The organism is Flavobacterium soyae (assembly GCF_021245985.1).
Classification (GTDB): domain Bacteria; phylum Bacteroidota; class Bacteroidia; order Flavobacteriales; family Flavobacteriaceae; genus Flavobacterium; species Flavobacterium soyae.
In genome coordinates this window covers 70,998-95,604 of sequence record NZ_JAJQXA010000007.1, presented here as the reverse complement: position 1 = coordinate 95,604, position 24,607 = coordinate 70,998, and the positions used below count along the sequence as shown (strand labels likewise).

Below are 24,607 nucleotides of genomic sequence, written 5' to 3'. Positions count from 1 at the left end.
TAATTAATTAAAAATGAGTACAAATCACAACAGAATCAAAGTGGCAGATTTAGAAACAAATAAGTCTAACAAAATTTTAATAACCAACGAAAAAGGTGAATTGGAGTTTAATGATGTAAAGGATCTTCAAACCGAAAAATACAACGCACTTGATTGCACAACCGAAGGTAAAGCATTAGATGCCAGACAAGGAAAAGTATTAAAAGATATGATTGATAATATCAATGTGTCTCCGCCTTCTTTAGTGAATGATCTTACAACAGGAGGAACAACGAAAGCTTTGACTGCTGAAATGGGAAAAACTTTAGAAAACACAAAGCTTACAGCATCACTAGCAACAGATGTAGAAACGCAAATAGCATCAACTATAACAGAAGATATAAAAGTAATAAGCCGATTGAAATTATTCAACTGGTGGACATGGGTTAAGTCTCAGGCTCAAACTATTTCCGGAGCTTGGAATTTTACCAATAAAGTTACATTGGCATCTGGTACTATAAATTACCCTCCTTTAATTTTACCTACTGGTACTTTTACAAATACAGCACAAAATGGGGCTATTGAACGTGACAGTTCTGGTAAACTCTGGACAACAAGAAGTGGCGTAAGATATATGCTTACAGAAGATGACGGAAGTTACATTAAAATCATATTGAATGGTGGACAAAAGACTTTAGACACTCCATCACCTTATATTACAACAAACACAGTAACTGACACACTATTGGGTACATTCAATGCTGGTAGTTTGTCTAATACTATTTTGGCAAAATTATCAATGATGGGAAGCGCTGGTGATGTAGTTGCAGGCGGCGGAACTATAGCACCAACAGTAAGCAAATTTCAAATTGTTATAAAATTCACTAATGCTCTTCTGTCTTCTTCATATTGGGGTCCGGGCACAATAAGCGAATTAGTTTTGATAGATAATCTTAATGTAACAGGAACTACTGCAATGCTTACTGGTACTTATGCCGCATGGGATTCAAATGTTGGTTTGTTCAACGGTTTATATGCATGGGATAGTGCAAATCCGGCAAGTCCAAAAAACTTAAATGGCGTATCTGCGCAAATTTTTTGTAGAAGACGCACCGAGTTTGCCGATGCTACAAATGCAAATGGAAAAAATCAAGCAATAAGAGTTTATACAGCAATAACCTCAACTTTAATAGAGAGAATAAGAATGTAAGTTTACCGCCCTCTTTCTACAAAACTTAACCTATCTATATCCACTCTCTTTACAACTCTGTAAAGCCCCAGAACATCAATGTTCAACCACTAAGCAGCTGTTTTTTAAACCTCTTTTTTAGGCTGATCTTTACACTATCAAAAGGAAAATACTGCAAAAAAAAACAATTTTTCAGCTGCTTTTTTCGAGGCATTATCTAAATCAAAAAATACAATAAACCTGATCATCAAATAATCGATTCATTATTTGAATGCTCAATTTGGTTTGTCAAAACAAGAATTTAATCATGCAAAAACACGAACGAAAATTAAAGTCAAAAACAAATTAGAATATGCCAACTAATCCAATTCCAGCAACTCCAATTCCTACGGCAAGGTATTATCCTAGACTATCTGAGGTAATTACCGTAGATGACTTACCGGAGTTTTTATCCTTTGTAGAAAATGGCTTAAATGACATTTTCAATAAAATTCATTACAAAAACTTACAATATTCAAAAGGATATCGCGGCGACTCGGCTTTTTACAGTCTTGATATTGTAACAAGCGAAAAACTTGCTATTCCGTTACCGTTTGGTTTAGGTCTTGTACTTAATCCAGACCTTGACGGCGATTCGTCTATTTCGTCATTCCCAATTACATTAGAATATCAGTGGGAAATTTTAGCTTTCCTTAAAACATTCAGTTCAAGCAATTTTTCTTTTTCAATAAAAGATTTTTATTCGGTAGGATTACAAGTTTTCCGCATCAGCGAAGAACAAGTCATTGCTCACATCCTGAACATTTTTGTTGAAGCTGAAGAAGGAAAAACAAAATATGAAACGCTTTTAGAAGATATTAATATCCTTAAAGGGCTTACCGAAGAACAAAAATTAGAATTTCCAGAAGGAACTGAACAATCCATTAATGCTGTAATCACGCTTATTAAAAACAATCCGGCAATTACAGAATCTGTTTCGCTATTATTATTTGCAACTTATATCTTAAAATCAGATTTAAGCGCAACAAAACAAAAACTACAGGAATTCTACAACATTATTGTTCCAGATGGTATCGAAGCTCATATTAAAAGAATTATTACACCAAAGGCAAAAGCAACTTTAGCTTTAAGTGCCGGTATTGAGTTTCCTCAAAATATTTTAAAACCTGTTACAGATAAAGGTGAGGCTCTTCCGGATCCAACAACAAAATCAATGTTTGTATTTGGTCAGGCACAATTGTATGCTGATACTGAAGAAGGAATTGGCTATCAACTAGAATTAGGAGGATCATTAAAACCTGAATATGCCATGATTGGCAATACGGGTTTAATTCTTCAATTAGATACTTTAAAAGTCGACTTAAGCAAGAAAACCAACATTCCGGAAGCTGATGCAGACGGACGTCCAAATGATTTCGTCGGAGTTTATGCGCGTGCCGTTTCAGTTACTCTACCTTCAACATGGTTTAACAACATTGAAGAAAATCCACTAGATACAACTCCAACATTAAAAATTGGTGCCTCAGATTTATTAGTAGGTTCTGGAGGTCTTTCGGGAAATATTTATTTGGAGACAGTTCCAAGCGCAAATGGTGCTTTCAATTATTTCAATGACAAATTCAATTTTAATTACCCAATCACGATGTTCGAAAAAGATCAAAGTGGTGTGGCAAATAAAAAAGAAATTGCTGATTATGCTTCTTTACTTGTTTTTTTACAAGAATTAAATACTAAAAAAACTCCTTATGCTTTTGATTATCCTTTATCATTAACAACACTTTCTTCAGTAGTTTCCTCTATTGAACCTTCTACAACATATATTTTTACAGAGGCTAAAGATTATCAGAACTTTTTATTGGAGTTGTATGATAATACACTTTGGAAAACAATTGGCTCGTCAAACAAAGGCTTCAAAATTGGTTTCAATAAGTTTGATATTTCATTTAAACAAAACAAAGTAATTGGCTCTAATATCAAGGGTGCCTTAGAAATTGAAAAATTCAAAAAGGGCAACGATGCTTTTAAAATAGATCTTGAAGGTCACTTACAAGATGATGGCGACTTCAATCTTACCGCTTCTTTCCCTAAAGAAAATAAACCGACAGCAAACTTATTTGATCTCGTACAATTTGATTTCAACAGTTTCGAACTAGGAAAACAAGATGATGACTTTTATATAGGAACTTCATGTCATGTTTCTTTTCCTCAAGGTTCTTTAATTGGAAATCTTATGAAAGGTCAGGGCTTTGATGTTGAAAAGCTTCGTATTTACAGCGATGGAAATATTGAAGTTGAAGGAGGATCAATTCCTATTCCTATCAGTCTTTCTGTAAATCTTGGGCCTGTACAAATGGCGGTTACCAATATTAGTTTTGGCTCAACCCAAATTAACGGCCGTAAATATAATTTCTGGGGCTTTGACGGAGCCATCAGTATAAATCCGCTTGGAGTTGACGCTCGTGGAGAAGGTGTGAAATTTTATTATCCTACGGATGGCAATGATGAAGACGATCGTAAAGCAAAATCTTTCCTAAGAATCCAGACTATTGAAGTCGATTTAATTATTCCGGGAACAGCTACTGAAGCTTCTGCAATGGCAATCATTAATGGTATGATTTCGCTTCCTGAGCCTGGAAAATCACCGGAATTTATTGGTGAAGTTGGTTTAAAACTGCCAAAAGCAAAAATCTCTGGTGGTGTTGGAATGCGTTTTATGCCAAAATATCCAGCTTTCTTAATTGATGCTCATATCGAACTGCCTACTCCTATTCCTCTCGGATTTCTTGCTATTTCTGCTTTTAGAGGTTTGCTAGGTTTTAGATATGTTGCAACAAAAGAAGCCGCAGGATTGAAAAAAGATAATTCTTGGTATGAGTTTTACAAAGCTCCAAAACCAGGTATTAATATTAGAAAATTCAGCGGACCGCCAGATTCTATGCAATACAATTCTCCGTTCTCTATTGGAGCCGGAGCTACTTTTGGAACTGTTGCAGACGGCGGACATGTATTGTCTTTAAGAGCTATGCTTTTATTGTCTCTGCCTACTCTGTTTTATATCGAAGCAGGATTAAATGTTGTTGCCGGGCGATTAGGACTTATTGAAGATGATCCTAGTAATCCTCCATTCTTTGCGATGGTAGCATTTGGTGATGATTCATTAGAACTGGCAGCCGGAGCAGATTTTAGTATTCCAAAAGACAGCGGTGAAATTTTTAGACTTCATGCTTTATTAGAAGCCGGATTCTTCTTTAAAAATCAAAAGCCTTGGTATGTAAACATTGGAACTAAAGAGAATCCTATCCAAGCCGATATATTAACCTTATTTAGTGCTAAAGCCTTTATTATGCTTTCGGCTCAGGGAATTGAAGCCGGTGCCAGATTAGATTTCAATTTAGATAAAAGCTTTGGTCCTGCTAGAGTAAGATTATGGGCTTACTTAGAATTGGGAGGGAAAATTTCGTTCAAGCGTCCGCAAATGGGTGGATATATTACAGCCGGCGGAGGTATTCAAATTAAACTTTGGATCATTAATGTCGAGATTGTTTTAGATACTATTTTCTCTGTAGAATCATTTAAACCATTCTTAATTTATGCTAAACTGGAGTTGAGTGTTCGTGTAAAAATTGGTTTTATAAGAGTCCGTAAAAACTTTGTAGTCGAAATTCAATGGGATATTAACAGAGTTGTTGATCGTACACCTTACAGCCCGCTGCCAAAAGGAACATTTGGTGATGGAGTTGACAACAGAACTTTAGAAAATGTAAAAGGAGTTCACATGCTTACCAATCAAGCTTTTGCACTTGATTATTTCAAATCAACAGATGATAATGACTATGATCCTAGTAAGTTTTCTAATGGAATGCCTAAAGCAGATCTTATTACACAAATAATCCCTTTAGATACGTACATCGATATTAAAATGGCTAAAGGAGTATTACCAAATCCTGAATTGTCTCAAAAAATTGGAGGTTATACCGGAGATGCAAAAAACTATACCGATTTTATGCCCCCAAAAGACGATAATCCTAAAACAGCTAAGAAGCCACGTCAGGTTAAACATCAATATGCAATTAAATCTATTGATATAAAATCATGGAATGGTTCAGCATGGGAAGATTATCACCCATTTGAAGCTGTAAAAAATATAGATGCAACTGAAGATTTAAGCAATTTACCTTGGGCACAATGGCAGAAAGCAATTGATCAATATGATAGTATTCGTGTATTAGGAACGAACCCGTTTTCATTCTTAAGTGCAGCTGAACCTGGATGGCACGTTCCGGAGCAATTTGGAATCACCTCATCTAAATTATTCTGTGTTTCTCAAGAACTTGAACCTGAACATACCGATTTCCTTAATAAACAAATTGGACAGCGCTATTATGTACCATCCCAATATGAAGCAGATAAGATTAACGGCTTGTTTTTTAAATTGATTGGAGAGCTTCCTGAAATTTTAGAAAACAATAAAATTGAAGCTGGTGATTTTATGGCTATTTCAGGCGAAAGAAACCCGCATAATTATAGTAAATCATTATCATTTCAAAATTATAATGATTTAGAAATTATTTTCCCGGAATCTGCAATAGAACCCGTTTTAAAACTTACGACACAAGCCAAAGAAGTTACCATAAAAGCCTATACCTCAATTATTGAAAAAGAAGGTGATAAACTAACTACCTATGCACCTGTTGAAATAAGAAAAACAAAAGAATCAGCAGCTTTTGAAGAACTGACTTACACTAAAGCCGAATTACTAAATGATATAACATTATTTGATGTTGAAAGTGATGCTATTAAAAAAACTAAAATAAATAAAATTGTTATTACTCCTGTTGCAGCAAATGCAAAGCGTATAAAAGAAATCAGAAATGAAATTGCTTCATTATTTGAGACAACTTATGTCAATCAAACTGATGAAACTACGATTACATTACCAACTGATATTGATAAATATAATTCATTATTAGCTGAATTAGCTGCATTAAAAATCAATGCAGGAAATGATAATCCATCTGCAGAAACACCTGGCAAACTAACCTTTACAAATTATTACGGATATAAAGGAAAAAACATTTATGCATTTGATAAAATAATTAAATTCAACGATACTTACATTATCACTTTCCATCCAAAAGTCGATACAACAGTTCTTTTGCAAGTTGACTCAAAAGGAGATATTTTAAGGGAACGCTTATTGAATGGCGTTGTGACTTCGATGCAGATTGTAAATGATACTTTACTGGTAACACAGGCACTGAATGCTAAACAATGCAAAGGAATTGGAGATGCTATTATTGATTTTGATCTTATTATTGGCTGTGAATCTCCTATTGATGCGATGGCTGTTACTGAACTTGATGATGAATTGAATTTAAGTTCGGGAGTACAATATTTAAACAGTTATTCTTTAGGATTTAACAAAGTACTGCCTCTTGCAAATAACGAATTGCTTTGGGTTAATGCATTAGAAACTGAAACACAAATTAACTGGGTTAACGGAACTGATCGTGCTCTTGTTCAGCGTGCGACAATCAATGGAACTGCAATTAAAGTTCTACAGCATAATGCTGCTGAATTTAGTTTAGTTACTAAAGACAAAAAGATTATTCATTTTAATCTTAACACCAGTACAAATGCAATTTCTGTAATGGATACAAAAGTGCTTTCTGATCCTTCAGTTTCTGAAATTATTGATGCTGTTATTGCAAACGGAAAAGTTTTAGTTACCGTTAAGTTCTCAGATGAAAAATTTGGTTTAGCTCAAATTACAGGAAATTCATTAGATATTGTAAAACAAGATACGGTTTTTAATTCTCCAATTTATTTATCAAACAGTACTCTTGCAGATAATTCGATTATAGCTTATAACAAACAGCATTTATTTGTATTCAGTTCGGCATTAGCACTTACAAGATTAATTAAAAGAGGAAGCAATGTAGAAAATGCATCGATTATCCATCTTCAAAATGAACCTTCTGAAAATGAAATTCTGATGCTTTCCTCTAAACCAAAAGAAAAAGGTGTTTATTTTTCATTGTTTACTGATCAGTTTGATAATTGTTCTTTATATCCTGAACAAACAGTTACCATAACTACCTCTGCATCAGCTTTAACAACTGAAATGACAAGTTTGATAACAACTGCATTGGTTGAAAAAGTAAATTATATGAGAGCTCCAAAAAACTCAAAATTAATTTCGGTTAATGAGACAATTTGTGCTAACGGAAATGCTGAAGAAGATCCTGAATTGGATTATACAACTTCAATTCAAAGTATTGAATGGCTGAGTAAAGAAAGTTATTTCCATAACACAACTATTCCGCAGATAGAAGCTGTTGAAGAAGATAGAGAAGCAATGAAATCTGCAGTTGAAAATACTGTTCAGCCTATCTGGAGACCTAATACAACCTATTGTTTAGACTTTACTTTAACTGATAAAGTGGATGACAAAGATACAACTGAATTTAAATACTATTACGGATTTAAAACTTTAGGACCAGTAGGACATTATCCAGTTCCAGATCCGGTAACTCCTGAAGGTGAACAGCCGCCAGTTAAAAATGAACTAACAGAATTGTCGAAATCGCCATTAACTTCATTAAGACAATACTTAGATTATAACCGTTCTTACCCAAATGCTGATGGAAGTTTATTGCAATCGAAACCTGCTTTTTATGGAAATCAACAATGTAAAGTATCCTTGTTTTTTACAAATCCTTATGCGTATCACATGTTTAAAAATTGGGGACCATATACTGAAACCGTACCTGAAATAAAAGGAAAGTTAAATCTTTTTATTAAAGATCCGCTGACTGATTTGCTTATCGAATATCCGTTTAAAAATGAAGCGATCGCATATCCAAAACCAAATGAGGAAATTCTCGAGTGGAAAGACGATAACGATCCTAGGATTCCATTGGGTATTCAATTGATAAACAATATTCTTACTGATAAATCAGCGATGAGATGTAGTTTAGAATGGGGCGAACCTATAAAACCAAAATCATATAGATACGAGGTAGAATTAATTGATTTAAAACCTTCAAAACTTTATACCGTTTTAGTAAATAACTTTTTTGATGATGCGCAGCATGGAACTACCAGCACAAGCAAAAACGTATTGGTACACCAATTCGGTTTCCAGACTTCGCGCTATAAAGATTTTGAAGAGCAAATTCAAAGTTATTATTTAAGTGAAGACCAATCACACAGAGCTTTATATGATATTAAACTTAATCTGATTCAGGATCAAATTGATGCTTTACATGATGTAATTACTAACGAACAAAACGACTTAAGTGATTCAATGGCATCAAAATATCAACATTCATTTGACCGTGCAATTGAAGGAATCTTAAAAATATCTCCTCTTGATCCGGCACAAAATACGGAGGTTAATAAAATTATTGATATCAATACTGGTAATACAATTGCTCTTTTAGTGCGTAATCCAGAGCCATTTAATATACCAAAAATGCCTTTAGAAGAAATCAAAGATTCAATTGCAGTAGTTGATGAATTAGGAAGTCCTAAAGCTGGATATAAAGTATTGCATTCAAAAGATTATTCACAGGTTTTGGTTATGCATAGTGGCAAAATAATTCCAAAGGAAAATTTAAACATTCAGTTTGATTACAGAATGTGGAAAAATGGAGGAACAGCATTAACCGAATCTATTGACAAGCAAAACATAGAAGTTCAATTATCAGAATTAGAAAATACAAATCTTTAAAAACAAGAAAAAAATGAGTTCTATAAATCTTCAGGAAAGCCAGCTCTCTGGCTGCGAAAAATATATAGCAATCGTTGTTGACGAATCTGGTTCGATTAACACCAATGAAGCGCAGCAAATTAGAGACGGGCTGACTTCATTTATCAATTCTCAGGCTCAAAGCAACATCACACTTTCATTAATCGGAATGTCTAACAGCGATACTGCTGTTAGATCCGATAATGTTATCCAGAAAAGAATTGCAGATAACCCACAGGATTTTTTAAACTGGATTAATTTGTTTGGTAACGGAAGAGCCTACATTCAATCTGATTATTGGGCTTCTGGTTTAAATGCGGCTAAGAATCTGGCTGTTACTCCTGATATTGTTTTTGTTGTAACTGATGGTCTTCAGGTAAACAACTCTGAATTATTAAAAGGTTTGTTTTCTGATTTAAATCTTAAATCTCAGGTTTTTGTTTATGGTGTTACAAGCGGAATCGGCAACGCAAACGAGTTAACAACTCCATTAAATACCTTTTTGGGCAGAACGCCAAAATTAAAAGACAGCAGAACTTCGGCTCTAGAATCTGATTATCTTAGAGTTTCTGATTTCAGCACTTTAGGAGTAGAATTAAACAAACTGATTACTGATTTATCTACTGCACAAACAGGCTGTATTCCGAATGTAAGTATTATTGAAAATAAAATTGTTTATCCGGTTTTAAAGAAAGGTGTAAAAGTAAAGCTGGAAGCCGGAAGTTTAGTACTTCGAAACAAAAGCCGTGTCCCTCTTACTTTAAGCGCCGGAACGAGAATTCATGATGAAAGCAGTTTAAATGGTTTAATTTTTAAACTTCAAAGTGCAGTTACAATTCCCGGATCGGCACAAATTGAAGCTGCAATTCGAATTGAAGGAAAACCATTAGCTCTTGGAAATTCTTCAGCTCCAATCTTTTTAAGCAGCATTAAAAACCCTTTTGGCTTCAGCATTAACTTTAATGTTGGTAAAGAATCTGCTGTAATTGATATTGATCCGACAAAAACAAATCTGCAGTCAACTTATTTACAAATCGCAGCTGCAGGTTCGAGAGGAGTTGACAGTACAAAAGGTATTCACCTTCGCTGGATGCTTACCGGCAAATTAGGCGAAAAACATCTTCCAAAAGGAGATTTATATACTGGTCCGATATCTAATTTTAATAAACCAGATGACTTCGTAAAAGTTTACAGAGCTCCTTACGTAAAGAAAAACCATGTTCTGGATTTAAGTCAGGAACCAAATGTTGTTGATAATCAAAAAGGATTATGGATTTATAAAACTTCCAATTCAACACGATCAATTTATGTTACTTTTCATAATAAGACAAAATACAGATCGGTTAAACTTGCGATAGATCCATTGGTTAATCCTGCTGATTTTATTGAGGCTTATGGAAATAATCTGATCGAAATTGAAAATAAATCTGAGTTGTTTTTTGCTGCTGAATTAAATTTTTCATCTGCAAATGATTCCCGTAATGTAAGATTAGAAACATTATCAGTTGCTGAAAACAGTTTTACAGCTGCAAAAAGAGTTTCGAATCGTAAAACATATTCTTCATCTCAAGCAGACAATATTCGTTTAGTTGCTGAGAATGGAAGAAGCATCCGATTTAAAGCTAATAACTGTCTTTTAAATTCAATAAGTTTTGAGTTTTATTCAGATTTTATCACACAAGCTAATACAAACGGAGACTGGACTTTAAAAGGAAAATATGCATTAAGTGATAATGACACTAAAGTTTTTGAACAATTAGAACCAAAACTAAATGCAGTTCATGGAAAATGGCTAAAATATAATGATGATGATTATGCAAATATTGCTAATTATAAAGATAAATGGAACAGACCAGCCGCTGGAACAGATAACAGTGACAAAAACATTAAACAAATTGTAAGCCAATATCTTGATTTAAGTAAAGAAGCTGATAATCCAACTGCATCAGAGATAATCAATTTTGGAGATCTTGACGCCGGAAAAACTCCAACAGAGGAACAATTGGAGGATGAAAGATTCACACAAATATCTTATCTGGATCTCTTAAACATTGCTGCAAATGACTATCATATTGCGCGTATGTTAGGTTTGGGATGCATTGATATTGATAACGAAGTTTTATCAGGAGAATTTGTTTATCTAACAGAATATACCACTTTGGGCGATTTAGATGGCACGGGAGCAAATGAAAGACAGCATCTTTCTATGAGTATTCCAACATCTTTAAATACAGAACGTCAGTCACTTCCTGTACAATTGAATAAAATTGTTCCAGGTTTAAATATGAATTCTGATGAAAGTCAGACTACAAAAATTACAGGTCCCGAAGGTTACAGTTTTGATGGAAAGAAAAGATATGTAAGTTTATTTATGGATGATGTCATGGATTATGACATTAGTAAAGACTATAGAGATTTCTTTAAATCTACTTTAGAGTATGACGGAAGTACTTTTACTTTTCCACTTTATGCAGGAGTTGATTACAAAGTTAAAGAGCTGCATGAAAATTGGGTAAAACCTGAATTATCGCATGATTTAGAATACAAAAATGTCAATAAAAATCTTGGGGAATCGAATTATGAATCTGTTCCAATTATCATTCCCGAATCTGGAAAATCAATTATAAATATCCGTCAGGAAGAAATAGGGAAAAAAACTTATATCTATCAGGGATATGGTATTAATATTTTCTCCAGAGCAACAACAGGAAGACAAATAAGTATTGAATCAGATATTAAACCGGCAAACAATTTAATGCCGCCAGGTAATATCAACTCGCTTTTAATTACAGAAGAAAGCCCGTTAATGTTTACTTCGGCGTCTGAACAAGAACGTCTGGGCAAAATTACAGGAACGGATAAAACATTAGTTAGAATCCTGTTCGATTATTACTCTGCTCAGGAATTGGTAAATTATACTGTTCCCTCAGATATGTCTGCACAAACAGCTGAAGAAGACATAAACAGTATTTATCCTGATAGTGAAGAAATATTTTCAGATCATTTTAAACTGTATTACAAAGATGGGCTTCCAGATGTAGAATATGCAACAATTACAGATATTGAAAATAATACATCTGATAATCTTACTTCAATTATTACAATTAAAGAATACAAAGTTCTTAGCAGTGGTCAGGAAATCAAAATATCATTAACCAATGATAATCAGACAAAATATGATGGAGGAATCCTGACTATTGGGGATCAAAATTATGTTGTTAAAAATATTGAAGTTTTCACTAAAACAGTAGGTGCTGATGTAGTATTTGATTATGCATTAATCGAAGTCCTGAAAAAAGAAGTCAGCGACAGTGTTCATTCAGATGGAGATGCGACAATAGATTCTGATCAGATTAAATCAATTCAGATACCAGAAAACAAATTGTGTACTCTTGTACAAAATATGCAGACGGCTTCAAATTGGCATAATCCAGAAATTGATTTTAAAGTTGAATATCCTGCTTATTTTAATGAAATCCATCGTGAAGTTATTCAGCCAAAAAGTGAAAACACAAACGATTTACAACTGGAAAAAACAAGAGGAATCTGGAAACCTGCTGTAATTGAAAGAGTTTTAGAAAAAACTTATGAAATGAATGCAGATGGAACATATAAATTAGATGAAAATGAAGATCTCATTCCGTTAAGTACAGATAAACACTTAGGATTATATAAAATAACTTTCACAGGTTTTCATTTACCTCAACATCCTCAGTTCAATTCAGAAAACGAAAATTCTGTAGAATGGTCTAATGGTATTGTCCGTTTGTTTAGAAAAAGTGCTGTAAAAGAAGGAAGTACAATTCACGTAGAATCACGAAAAGAATTTAAAGTTTTTAGAACAGAAAATATTGGCGAAACAGGAGATTTGGTTTTATATATTAATGATACCGATTTTAAATTAGGAGATTATGTAAATCAAACAATGGCTGATAACTATAATGAAATCATTATCGGACAGCAAGACGTAAACTATTATCCTAGTTACAAAGTATATCTATACGCAGATTCGGCATCAGGAATTACTCAGGAAAACATTCAGCCAAGAGAAAATGAAAGTACGCACTACTCTATTTTCGGAATCAGTACGCGTGCTGTAAGACCAGCTTTTGAATACAGATCAAAGATTAGTATTCCTAGTCCGATGTATGCGGTTAAAATTGAAAAACCGATAAAGCCTGAAGAAATAAAATGTGATAGTTATTATGCTACAAGGCCAGATTTTTATAATCGTTCGACTTTCACTTTTACAACAAAATATAAAAAAGACCGCAAACCTTATGGTGCATTGCATTACAGAGCCAATGAAGAGAATTTCTTTAATGTTTTGTACAAAAGAGAAACTATAAATACGATTCGGGAAGAACTAAAAAAACTTGGCGGAAACGATGAAGTTAATTTTAAAGAAAGATGGAAAAACTTTTTAAACTTTAATCAACTTGAAACAGACGGTCTTTATAAAATTTTTCCGGAAAACAATCCTGAAGGCTTTGGTTTTCCTTTACCTGATAATGACGAATTAATAAACCTAATTAATGACTTTATCAAATGGCATAATGAGACACAAAAACCTGTAATCGAAGCTTTAGAAATTGAGAGTTTAACTTCATTAAATCAAATTTTAATTCCTAAAGGTGATGAGCTTGAATCAGATATGCTGGCTGTTTATTTTATCGAACAAGCCATTCAGTCCGCTTTTGTTCCTTTAACTGAAGTACCTATTATTTATGAGCATATTAAAGGTCAGGAATATACTCCAACCAATAAAAAGCAAACTATTAAAGATAAAAATGGTCATACCTTAAAACCAACTGACACTAATTTCGACATTGCCCCAATGATGAAAATCGTAAGTAAAACTGACAATATAACACAGTTTACCGATTTTAATCTTGATGGAAATTCGCAGAGTATTTATTTCTATGCGGTTCGTGAAATGGATATTAAGATGAATTTCAGTGAATTTAGTGATCTTTTAGGACCTGTAAAATTAGTTTCTTCAACTCCGCCTAAAATGCCGGAAATTAAGAGAATTATGCCAATTCTTGAAAATCAGGTTTTAGGAATTAAGCCTGCTATTCAATTCGAATTAAATGCTTATCAGCCGGAATTCAACGTTAAGAAAATTAATATCTATCGTGCTAAATCGATGCAGGAAGCACAATCGATAAGAACCATGACTCCGGTTAAAGAAGTTTTAATTGATGAAGAAACTTTGTCTAATGAATTTGATAATGTCTGGACTGTGTATGATGAATTTGAAGATCTTGAATCTGTTCCTTTTGGAGATGGTCTTTTTTACCGAGTTACCGTTTCAAAAGAAATTGAATATGCAGATCCGAGTTCAACTTTATTAAACCCAATCGTTAATATTGATTATGCGCCTTCGCAGCCATCAAAAATTACGGCAACTATTATTGCGGATAATGTTTCGCCAGAATCTCCAGTATTAGAAGCTTCGGGAGTTGAAACCGGAACAAACGGAGAAATCTTAAAGCCAGTAATTTTTAGCTGGAAAAAAACAGTTCACAATGGTAAATATCATTTATATAAAATGAATAATCAAGGCAACTGGGAGAAAATTCATGAAATAGCATCTAATGAGATTAATGTGAATTTGCCTCTGCAGGAAACTAAACTGGCAACAGATGAATTAGTTATTAAAAATGAAGATGGAGAAAGAATCTATCATCACTTTAAAGTAATTTCTGAAAACTCTTCAGGAATGTTCAGCAGCGAAGAAAAAATTCTAACTCTTTAAACCCATAAATACCAATGACTAACCTCATTGGTATTTGACTCAGGTTTTATTAAACAAACATTTAAAGCAAGAAATAAAATTAAATAACATGGCAACAAGCAGAAATGACTTTCACAGCAAATTCAATAATGGAGATATTCCGTCACATGCTGACTTCGTCGAAATTTTTGACAATTTCGTTCATAAACAAGATGACAAAGCCGATTTTCAAATGGTTGAAACTGGTACATCTAACGAACATTATATTACTCCCGCACTTTTAAGATCTGTTTTTCAAAATTCAGGAATTATTTCAGGAAACTGTTATTTTCCTTATAAAGAATATCGAGATGATTTTACCGGCACATTAATCCAGTTAGAAAATCCTCCTGTTGAAAACAGCGTTAAAATATTTAAAAACGGACAGCTTTTAGAAGAAAATGAAGATTATGCATTAAACTATAATACTGCCGAAATTAGTTTCTCTGGAGAAATTACAAACAGAAATATCGAAATAAATTATTGGTATCAGAATATGAATCCAGAATTAGGAGATTCTGATTCAATGTTTGGAAAATCGTCCATTCCGTATAAAGAAAATTTTAGTGCCGATGTTTTTAACAGTGATACTATTATACTGCAAAACAAACCTCTAAGATACAGCGTGAAAATTTATAAAAACGGACAGCTACTTAGAGAAGGAGAAGATAAAGATTATGCAATAGTTGATGGCACCAATGTTATTACGTTTTCTGAAACAATAAGCGATCGTAATATTGAAGTAGATTATTGGTTTGCAAGCTCAATATCGATAACTGATCAGCAATTAAATTCAAAATATGTTGATTTAACGACAGATCAAACCATTGCAGGAAATAAAACTTTTACAGAAGTGACTGAGAGCCAAAGCTTCGTAAAGACTGGCGGAACCTCTAATCAATATCTTATGGCAGATGGCTCTGTTTCTACTTCTACAGCATCTGATTATGATGCAGGACATTCTGGTTTTGATATGTTAACAACCAGCGGCTACCAAAAACTTAGTAATGGGTTAATATTACAATGGGCATATCTAACATCTGGAAGTGTAAGCTACAGTTTTCCTCTTGCATGGCCGGTAGGGGCTTTTAGCGTGGTATTATCTACTATAAGAGACTCCTCTGGAAATAAAGGTTTTAACCATGTCGCTAATCTTTCAAAAACATCATATCAGGCTATTATTGACGGTAACTATGGTTACATGTTTGCAATTGGGCGTTAATCTAAAAATTTAAAATAAAAAAATCATGTATAAAGGAACATACAACAAAGATGGAGAATACACAGGCTTTTATGTTGAAGGAATCCATGAGAATATCCCACAGCCAAATATTGAATTAACTGCAGAAGAATGGCAGCAGGCATTATCTAAAAATTATAAGGTAATTAATGGTAAACATACTTATTCTGCTTTCGTACAGAGTGAGGATAGTATTTTAGAAAATCTAAGAACAGCCAGAAATGCACTGCTGATTAGTAGTGACTGGACACAATTAGATGATTCGCCTCTTTCAGAAGAGAAAAAAACAGAATGGAGAAATTACAGACAGGCATTAAGGGATTTAACTGGTCTCGATGACTTAACATCTATTGTCTGGCCTGCACAGCCATCATAATAAAAACAATTATTCAATGACTTTCTAATGGTTTTTAGAAAACAAAAGACAACATTATTATTAACTAAAACATAATGTATGGAAGAAAATACAACATATAAACCTTTTAATTATTTAGAAAATTATACTCCTATAGAGGGTACAGAGGTTTATTATAATACAGAAAAAACATTAGCAGTTAAAAAAAATGATTGTTCTAAAGGAACAACAGGAAATCTGGTTACTTTAACCGCTAGTGCAAATAAATTTGTGTCAACTGTAAGTATAACTGATGCAAATGAACAGGCTGAATCATGGCTTAATGCAAATGCTCAGGCTTATGCTAATAATACTGGTATCTGTAGTATTAGAGAAACGGCATGGCGTGGAGCAAATCCATCTTGTGTAATTGAACCGCCAACTACTTTACAACCTTTCGATTATATGGTGATTAAGTACAGATGGGCATTAGGAGCCGGAAGTGATTTAGATACTTTTACTGGTTTTGTAAATACTGGTATTGATACTTTAGACAATCAGTGGGTAGGCTACGGACTAAAAAACGAACTTCCTTTAAATGCAGCTGCACAGGATTCTTATATCATGTGGGGCGGTGATATTACAGATTTAACGGGCACAGAAACATGCTTAATAAATTTCAAAAAAGTAAAAGAAGTTTATTCCAATTTAAATAATATTCAGGTAAGAATGGCTGCCGTTTGGTGGAGTTCTAAAGCCACAGGGAATATTGATGTAGAAATTACCACTTTCCATGGTGGTACAATGGAAAAAGTAGGGAAAGACATTATAAATAATAATGGCGAGCAAATCCAGCAATTAAACTTTTCAAAAAATATTTCTATACAAGGAAAAAATCTGCCAATAAACGATGTTGCTCATATTGGTTACATTAATTATTCTAATAATCTCTCAACCGCAAAGGTTATAATAACTTATTAAAATATGGCAAATACAGGATATAAATCTTTTACTTTATTAGAAAGATACTATAAAGACGATGGTACTTCGACTGGAGATATAAAACCAAATGTGACAACCGATCCAGATTACATCGCACCCATTTTAGATACAATAAGCTGTCCTCCTGATACAAGATATTATAATACAGAACAAACTAAAACTGTAACAAAAAATAACTGCTCTGCCGGAGAAGCTGGTACAGAAATTACTCTTACTGCTTATGCAAACCAGTTTGTATCTAATATCAGTGTTATTGATGCAAATAACCAAGCCATTGCCTGGCTGGAAGAAAATGTTCAAATTTATGCAAATAATTTAGGGACTTGTGTAATTAATATTCCTGCTATTACAAGTAGTCTTTCATCTGATGGAATGACGATAGATTTATCATGGTCTGTACCGCATAATAATATCGGAATTACCGGATATCAGCTATATCGAAAAGTAGATTCTGGTGGTACGTGGTCACCGCACATGTCAATAAATACTGCAGATATAACAACGTATTCAGATAATGCATTAAGTCCTAATACTACTTATTATTATAAAGTTTCAACAAGAAATACAGCCGGAGATCTTTCTGTCCCTAGTAATGAAACTTATCAGACAACTGGTGATAATTCAACTGGAGGATCAGGAGGCGGCTGTTTTGTCGAAGGCACGTTGATTACACTTCCAGATGGTTCTAAAAAAGCTATTGAAGAATTGCATCTCGATCAACTGCTTCTTTCTGCTGAGATTGAAACACTCATTGATACCAATAATGCTAATGAATTATACAAATGGTCTTCTAATTCTTTATCAGAAAAAAGAATCACATCACCAATCACTAAATTAACGCAAAAAGATGCTTATAAAACAATAATTGTCAACGACGGATTATTGGAAGCTACTCCAACTCACTTACAGCTCATTCAACGTAATGGCTCTTGGAGATTTATTCCTTTAGGAGATATTCAGGCTGGTGATAACCTTTATGGCATTAATAATGAAATTATTCCGGTTACAGCAGTTACTATTAATTTAGAGAAGAGAAGAATCTTTCCTTTGACATTAAATCCATTTCATACCTATTTCGCAAATGGAATTTTAACTCATAATTATAAAGAAGGAGAAAATCCAAATCCTTAAATTAAAATTGGATTTAAGTAAAAACTAAAACATTTTTCTTCTTTTAAATCTTTAAGATTTTCAAATTCGGCATAGATAAATTTAACCTAAACAGATTTTTAAATTTAAAATAGGATTTATAATGCCGGATTTGGAATTAAACTATTATCAATCAAATTTAAGGATTAAAAATGTTTTTAAAATAAAATAAAATGGGTTCACTAATACAAAATACTATTTTTGGAAGAACTAAAAATTCTTTCGTCTCTACCTGGAGAACTTCAAACACTTCTACAGGTTCAAGTAGTTCTACACAGGTAAAACTACCTTTATTATCATCCGGGACTTATAATTTTATAGTAGACTGGGGTGATGGAACAAGCAATAATATAACTTCTTGGAATCAAGCACAAACTACTCATACATATACTATTGCAGGAGATTATACAATTAAAATAACCGGAATTTGCACAGGCTGGCAGTTTAATAATACAGGAGACAGATTAAAAATATTATCTGTTTCTCGTTGGGGTAAATTAAAACTAGGAACAAATCAGGGAGTATATTTCCAAGGATGCGCCAATTTAGTCTTATCAGAAGTTTCAGACATACTAGACTTAACTGGAACAACTAGTTTTCAAAATGCTTTTACAGGATGTACATCACTGACAACAGTGGGAAGGATAAATGAATGGAATACATTTTCATTTAACAATTTATCGGCTGCTTTTTCAAGTTGTATAAATTTCAACCAAAATTTAAACAATTGGAATACTTCCAACGTTACAAACATGAGTGCTACATTTCAGGGATGTGCTACTTTTAATCAGCCTATAGACAATTGGAATACAGAGAATGTGACTTCAATGTCCCAAATGTTTCAAAATGCTACTGCATTTAATCAACCAATTGGGTCATGGAATACCTCAAATGTCACTAATATGAACTTAATGTTTCAGTCTGCTATTAATTTTAATCAAGATATCGGCACATGGAATGTTACAAAAGTTACTATATTTTCCAACACATTTGTTTCATGTATGGCATTCAATAATGGTGGAAGTCCAACTATAAATAATTGGGTTTTAAATACTACAAACACAATTGTAATGAATAGTATGTTTTCTGCATGTCCTAAATTCAATCAGCCAATAGGAAACTGGAATACTTCTTTAGTTACAAATATGTCATCAATGTTTAGTGGTGCAAGTGTGTTTAATCAAAATATTGGAAATTGGAATGTATCAAATAATACCTCATTTTCGAGTATGTTTTCATCAGCAACAAAATTCAATAATGGAGAGTCAAACACAATAAATAACTGGTTATTAAAAACTACTGGAACAATAACAATGAACAGCATGTTTCAAAATGCATCATCTTTTAATCAGCCTATTGGAAATTGGAATACTATTGCAAATACAACTTGTCAGCAAATGTTTCAAAATGCATTAGTATTTAATCAAGATATTGGAAACTGGAACATGAGTAATGTCCAAAATTGTTTATCCATGTTTAATACTGTAACAGCCAGCGCATTTAACAATGGTGGAAGTTCAAGCATAAACTCATGGAATACCGGAAATGTAACAACTATGCAATTTATGTTTGCTCTTGCTGTTAATTTTAATCAAAATATTGGCAGTTGGAATGTATCAAATGTTAGTAATATGCAAGGTGTCTTCCAAAATGCAACTTCATTTAATAATGGGGGTATGCCATTTAATTGGGATACTTCAAAAGCAACAACCATGAATCAAATGTTTAGTGGAACAGCATTCAATCAAGATATCGGTGGATTCAATGTCCAAAACGTAAGTGATTTTGGATATATGTTTTATTATTCACAATTTAATAATGGAGGATCAAATACAATAAATAATTGGTCATTGAAAACGACAGGAACTTTGAACATGCAGAATATGTTTGGAAACTGTCCTTTCAACCAGCCAATCTCAAATTGGAATGTAAGTGCTGTTACAAACATGTCTGCAATGTTTCAAAACAGTATTCCTTTTAATCAAGATATCGGAATGTGGAACGTTTCAAATGTAACAAATTTTACAGGGTTTATGACAGGAAAGACTCCTGCTAATTTTTCAGTATCAAATTTAGATGCGATTTATAATGGCTGGAGTTCCCAATCTGTAAAACCTTCTTTAACAATTACTTTCGGAACAGCAAAATATACTACAGCAGCTTCTGCAGGAAAAGCAATTTTAACAGGAGTACCAAACAATTGGGCAATAACAGATGGAGGAATATAAACTATGTTAAATTTCTTTAAGCATCATATCCTCCATGCAAATTTTAAGAAATCTATCTAATCACAATAAATAAAAACAAAAATGAGCACAAAATATAACAGAATAAAAGTAGCCGATTTAGAAAAAAATCAACCAAATAAAATTTTAGTAACTAATGAAAGCGGTGAATTGCAATTTAGCGATGCTGCTCAAGAAACACAAAACCTACAATCTGTATTAGAGAATGGAAATTCTGCCACCAATACAAGTATGCAGTTTATTGGCTCGCCATTCAGTTCTGTAGTTAATATGGACTATCAAGGTATTAACGTTTTAGTTCCTTCTACACAGATGAAAACATACATACAGCCTTCTGCTATTTCTGTTACGGATGAATCAATTAGTTCAAACACGATAGCGACTAGAATTACTCCTAATCAAATTGTTTTTGCAAAAGGATCAATTTATTCCACGGTACTAACTTCTGATAATTCATCTACAACTAATATTGAGTTGAAACTGCCTTCAAAATCTAATGGTTCGTATACTTTAGCTACAATAGATGATATATACAGTCAATTAGAAATAAGTACAAGTCAAGATATTCCCGCTTCTTGGCATGGAAAAACAATACTTTTCACAACAAGCTGCACAATTACAGTTCCATCTTCGTTAATTGACAGTTTTATTTTTAACGGTATTACATTACCCGGGGTAAATGTAACATGGGCAATTACAGCACCTCATACATGGTTATTTGGAACGCCTTCTGTAACAACTGAAAAACAAATTTTTACTTTCACAAAAAGAGGTAATACAAACAGTGTATTATTATTAGGGGTATAATTATGGGAAGCTTATTACAAAATACCGTATTTGATAAAAATAGAAGTTAGCAAATAATTTGGCAGCGTATTATAAATTTAATGGAGACGTTACAAAATCAACTGGCCTATCCCCAAATGGAATTGCTACAAATACAAATATATGTAACCGGAAAAAATAGGAAGTGCAATAAATTTTCCTTCATCAAATATAGCATATGTTGATATACCAAATAATGTAAACTTTAGTTTCACATCAGGAAATGGAGCAGATATTCCTTTTTCTATTTCCTTTTGGTTTTATGCAGTTAATTTTTCATCGACGGGGAACTGGATTATTAATAAAAGAAATAATTCTACAGATGTTGAATGGCAAATACATTTAACGCCTTTTGGTGCTGCGACATTAACCAAATTTCCAGCAGGATCAAGCATAACAAAAATCGGTACTAGTATCTGGGTTTTATCTCCAACTTTAAGACATGTTGATATGTTGAGGAACTTGTTATTTGGAAGAATAGAGTATTAAATCAAGATGATATTAGTAAACTGTATAATTCAGAAAATGGGATATCTTTTGCTTTTTAAAAAATAAAATACAGTAAATCCCTTTTCATTCTTAAGAAAATGTCCTTGAATATTTTTTAACATTCAAGGACATTTTTCTTTATAGCTGACAGATCTTTCTTTTCTGATATTTCCCATTTACAAAACCATTCCTATCCAAAAAACAATTAAATTTGGAGACCTTAAATCACCAAATTAATTATGATTTCAAAAAGAAATTCTTATTTATCCGCCTTACTAATGATACTATTTTCTGTATCATTTTCTTACTCACAGAATGCAGTTTCAAAAACAGAAAACAAGTCTAAATTATTTGAAGAAACCGCAACAGATAGTGACTACTTAATGTCAATTGAAAAAGCCGGAGATGTTTTGCAATCGGCTGCAAATGATGCCGAATTTGAAGGAAACACTTTTCATTTGTTTGGGGAAATTAAAAGAACAGAAAGTAAACTCGATTTAATATTGGCAAGCCTTAAAGGTGCTAATCCAAATGTGCGAAATCAGCAAATGTACCGCATTGTTTTAAAAGAAATCGAACAGGAATTAAATGAACAAAATAAAGCGATAGATCACCGCAATGCAAATCTTGAAAAAATTAAAAATAAAATTCTTGATCTACGTAAAGACAAAACTTTATTTACACTTATAAAAGATACCATTCGCAGAAAACAATTTAAAACAGAATTAGCCAGTCTTAAAAAAAGTTATCTAAAAACAGACAGCCTGATGACGAAAAATCAGGAAATTTTAAATATCAAAAAAAGGCTGACAGTAGAACACAAAATAGCAGTTTCTAATGCATTAACAACTGTAGAGACAAAACTCGAAAAATCTGGAATAAGCATTCTTAAAAAAGAATATCCATCGTTATGGAGTACCAATTCTACAGCAAAAAAAGTGGTGTCTCACAACATTAAAGCAAAAGTTATAATTGAAGAAAATGTTGCTGCTTATTATTTAAGCTATAAAGCCGGCGGGTTACTTACATTATGTTTCTTCATGGGACTTTTAGCATGGTATATTTCTCGTAATTTGAAATATTTAAAATCTAACGGTCATGCCGAAAATCTTTCTCTTTTTAATTTTAAATATTTAAACAGAGGCATTATTTTACCTGTAATTGTTATAGGCTTAAACATTGCTATAGTTACAAACTTATACGCTCCTGCCCTATTTTTAGAACTACTTCAGTTAGGTTCACTAGGGGTACTTACAATTTTATTTAAGAATGATTGGTCTGGAAAATCGATGCGAAACTGGCTATTGCTTTTCGGATTGTTTTTTGCTCTCTGTTTCCTGGATCTTTTCATTGAAGTTGGAATGTTTCAGCGTTGCTTTTTTATCATCATAAATATCTTGGGAATTCGATATGGTTTAGTTCAAATTAAGAGTTTAAAAGATCAATTGTATATCAAAGGATTTTTTAAATGGGCCAGCATTATTTTTATCGGATTAAATGGGTTATCAATACTTTATAATATTTTCGGAAGAGTTTCGCTATCAAATATGTTGAGCCTAACAGCATTTATTTCGCTTACGCAGATTGTTGCCTTAAGTGTTCTTTTAAAAATAATTCTGGAAATAATCCTTTTACAGATTTATACAACAAGAATAAAACGCGGAATTGAAAAGATTTTTGATTACGAAAATTTATCGGATACACTTAAAAAACCATTTATTATCGTAATCAGTTATATGTGGCTGGTGGTAATTGCTTCCAATTTAAACATTTGGGAGTCATTACGTTCTTCTGTTGGCACTTTACTTAGTCGTCCAAATACCATTGGAAGCATAACTTTTACTTTAGGAAATATTGTTTTATTTTTCATTATTATCTGGGCTGCACATTTACTACAGAATTATGTTGCTTATTTTTTTGGAGAAATTGAAGATGAAAACGAGGAAAACATTAACAAAAGACAGCATTCTAAATTATTAATTACAAGACTCATTGTTTTGATTGTGGGTTATCTTTTGGCCGTTGCAGCTTCTGGAATGCCTCTAGATAAATTGAGTATTCTTTTAGGAGCATTAGGGGTTGGTGTTGGTCTTGGACTTCAAAATGTAGTAAACAATTTCGTTTCGGGTATTATTTTAATTTTCGATAAACCTATTCAAATTGGAGACGTTATCGATATCAGTTCTGAATCTGGAAGAGTAAAATCAATGGGATTAAGAACAACCAAAATCAATGCCCCAAATGGTGCCGAAATTATTATTCCGAATGGTAATTTATTGTCTCAAAACATCACCAACTGGACGTATACCGATAACTTTAAATTGGTTGATATTGCTATCGAAATTAGCGGCGATGCAACTCCCGAAAATATAAATGCAACTATTTTAAGTTCGCTTGAAAGTCTTCCTTTAGTAAATAACACCAAACCATCTCAGATTTATTACAATTCTATTTCTGATGGAAAATTTAAAATACAAATTAAATTTTGGTGCAGTATTTATCGCACTGAAGAGACTATAAGTACAGCTAAACAAGTTTTGTTTACTAGTTTTAAAGCTAAGGGGTTGACTTTTTCGACATAAAAAATTCTTTTATTTCAACCATTATAAAAGCAAAGAGCAA

General features: G+C 32.9%; 10 protein-coding genes. All 10 read left to right on the top strand.

Annotation, left to right across the window (positions count from 1 at the left end):
- The first annotated feature begins 13 nt into the window (after positions 1-13).
- The 10 genes from LUU93_RS10795 to LUU93_RS10750 all read left to right on the top strand — a co-directional run bounded on the left by LUU93_RS10795 (position 14) and on the right by LUU93_RS10750 (position 24,567).
- Positions 14-1,189: a hypothetical protein gene (locus tag LUU93_RS10795; RefSeq protein ID WP_232681072.1), complete on the top strand. Its 1,176-nt coding sequence runs from the start codon at positions 14-16 to the stop codon at positions 1,187-1,189.
- A 331-nt stretch (positions 1,190-1,520) separates the two neighbouring features.
- Positions 1,521-8,903, top strand: coding sequence for a hypothetical protein (locus tag LUU93_RS10790; RefSeq protein WP_232681071.1), 7,383 nt, complete (start codon positions 1,521-1,523; stop codon positions 8,901-8,903).
- A 13-nt stretch (positions 8,904-8,916) separates the two neighbouring features.
- On the top strand, positions 8,917-14,682 hold the full coding sequence (locus LUU93_RS10785) for a hypothetical protein (RefSeq protein WP_232681070.1): 5,766 nt from the start codon (positions 8,917-8,919) through the stop codon (positions 14,680-14,682).
- Between the two features lie 88 nt (positions 14,683-14,770).
- The gene (locus LUU93_RS10780) at positions 14,771-15,922 is read left to right on the top strand and encodes a gp53-like domain-containing protein (protein ID WP_232681068.1); all 1,152 of its coding nucleotides are present in this window, start codon (positions 14,771-14,773) and stop codon (positions 15,920-15,922) included.
- 25 nt (positions 15,923-15,947) lie between these two features.
- The gene (locus LUU93_RS10775) at positions 15,948-16,316 is read left to right on the top strand and encodes a tail fiber assembly protein (RefSeq protein WP_232681066.1); all 369 of its coding nucleotides are present in this window, start codon (positions 15,948-15,950) and stop codon (positions 16,314-16,316) included.
- Between the two features lie 78 nt (positions 16,317-16,394).
- Entirely contained in the window at positions 16,395-17,255 is an 861-nt protein-coding gene (locus LUU93_RS10770; RefSeq protein WP_232681065.1) for a DUF5977 domain-containing protein, read from the top strand.
- A 3-nt stretch (positions 17,256-17,258) separates the two neighbouring features.
- Complete coding sequence (locus LUU93_RS10765; protein ID WP_232681063.1) at positions 17,259-18,407, top strand: DUF5977 domain-containing protein; 1,149 nt, start codon at positions 17,259-17,261, stop codon at positions 18,405-18,407.
- Positions 18,408-18,598: 191 nt separating this feature from the next.
- Entirely contained in the window at positions 18,599-20,653 is a 2,055-nt protein-coding gene (locus LUU93_RS10760; protein WP_232681061.1) for a BspA family leucine-rich repeat surface protein, read from the top strand.
- Positions 20,654-20,734: 81 nt separating this feature from the next.
- Positions 20,735-21,478: a hypothetical protein gene (locus LUU93_RS10755; protein ID WP_232681059.1), complete on the top strand. Its 744-nt coding sequence runs from the start codon at positions 20,735-20,737 to the stop codon at positions 21,476-21,478.
- 785 nt (positions 21,479-22,263) lie between these two features.
- Positions 22,264-24,567 (top strand): mechanosensitive ion channel family protein, encoded by a 2,304-nt coding sequence (locus LUU93_RS10750; protein WP_232681056.1) that lies wholly within the window; start codon positions 22,264-22,266, stop codon positions 24,565-24,567.
- The last annotated feature ends 40 nt before the right edge of the window (positions 24,568-24,607 follow it).

What these genes read in the sequence shown, in the direction of transcription:
- LUU93_RS10780 (WP_232681068.1), top strand. Translation starts at nt 14,771, where the DNA reads ATGGCAACAAGCAGAAATGACTTTCACAGCAAATTCAATAATGGAGAT.
- LUU93_RS10775 (WP_232681066.1), top strand. Translation starts at nt 15,948, where the DNA reads ATGTATAAAGGAACATACAACAAAGATGGAGAATACACAGGCTTTTAT.
- LUU93_RS10795 (WP_232681072.1), top strand. Translation starts at nt 14, where the DNA reads ATGAGTACAAATCACAACAGAATCAAAGTGGCAGATTTAGAAACAAAT.
- LUU93_RS10785 (WP_232681070.1), top strand. Translation starts at nt 8,917, where the DNA reads ATGAGTTCTATAAATCTTCAGGAAAGCCAGCTCTCTGGCTGCGAAAAA.
- LUU93_RS10750 (WP_232681056.1), top strand. Translation starts at nt 22,264, where the DNA reads ATGATACTATTTTCTGTATCATTTTCTTACTCACAGAATGCAGTTTCA.
- LUU93_RS10760 (WP_232681061.1), top strand. Translation starts at nt 18,599, where the DNA reads ATGGGTTCACTAATACAAAATACTATTTTTGGAAGAACTAAAAATTCT.
- LUU93_RS10765 (WP_232681063.1), top strand. Translation starts at nt 17,259, where the DNA reads ATGGCAAATACAGGATATAAATCTTTTACTTTATTAGAAAGATACTAT.
- LUU93_RS10755 (WP_232681059.1), top strand. Translation starts at nt 20,735, where the DNA reads ATGAGCACAAAATATAACAGAATAAAAGTAGCCGATTTAGAAAAAAAT.
- LUU93_RS10770 (WP_232681065.1), top strand. Translation starts at nt 16,395, where the DNA reads ATGGAAGAAAATACAACATATAAACCTTTTAATTATTTAGAAAATTAT.
- LUU93_RS10790 (WP_232681071.1), top strand. Translation starts at nt 1,521, where the DNA reads ATGCCAACTAATCCAATTCCAGCAACTCCAATTCCTACGGCAAGGTAT.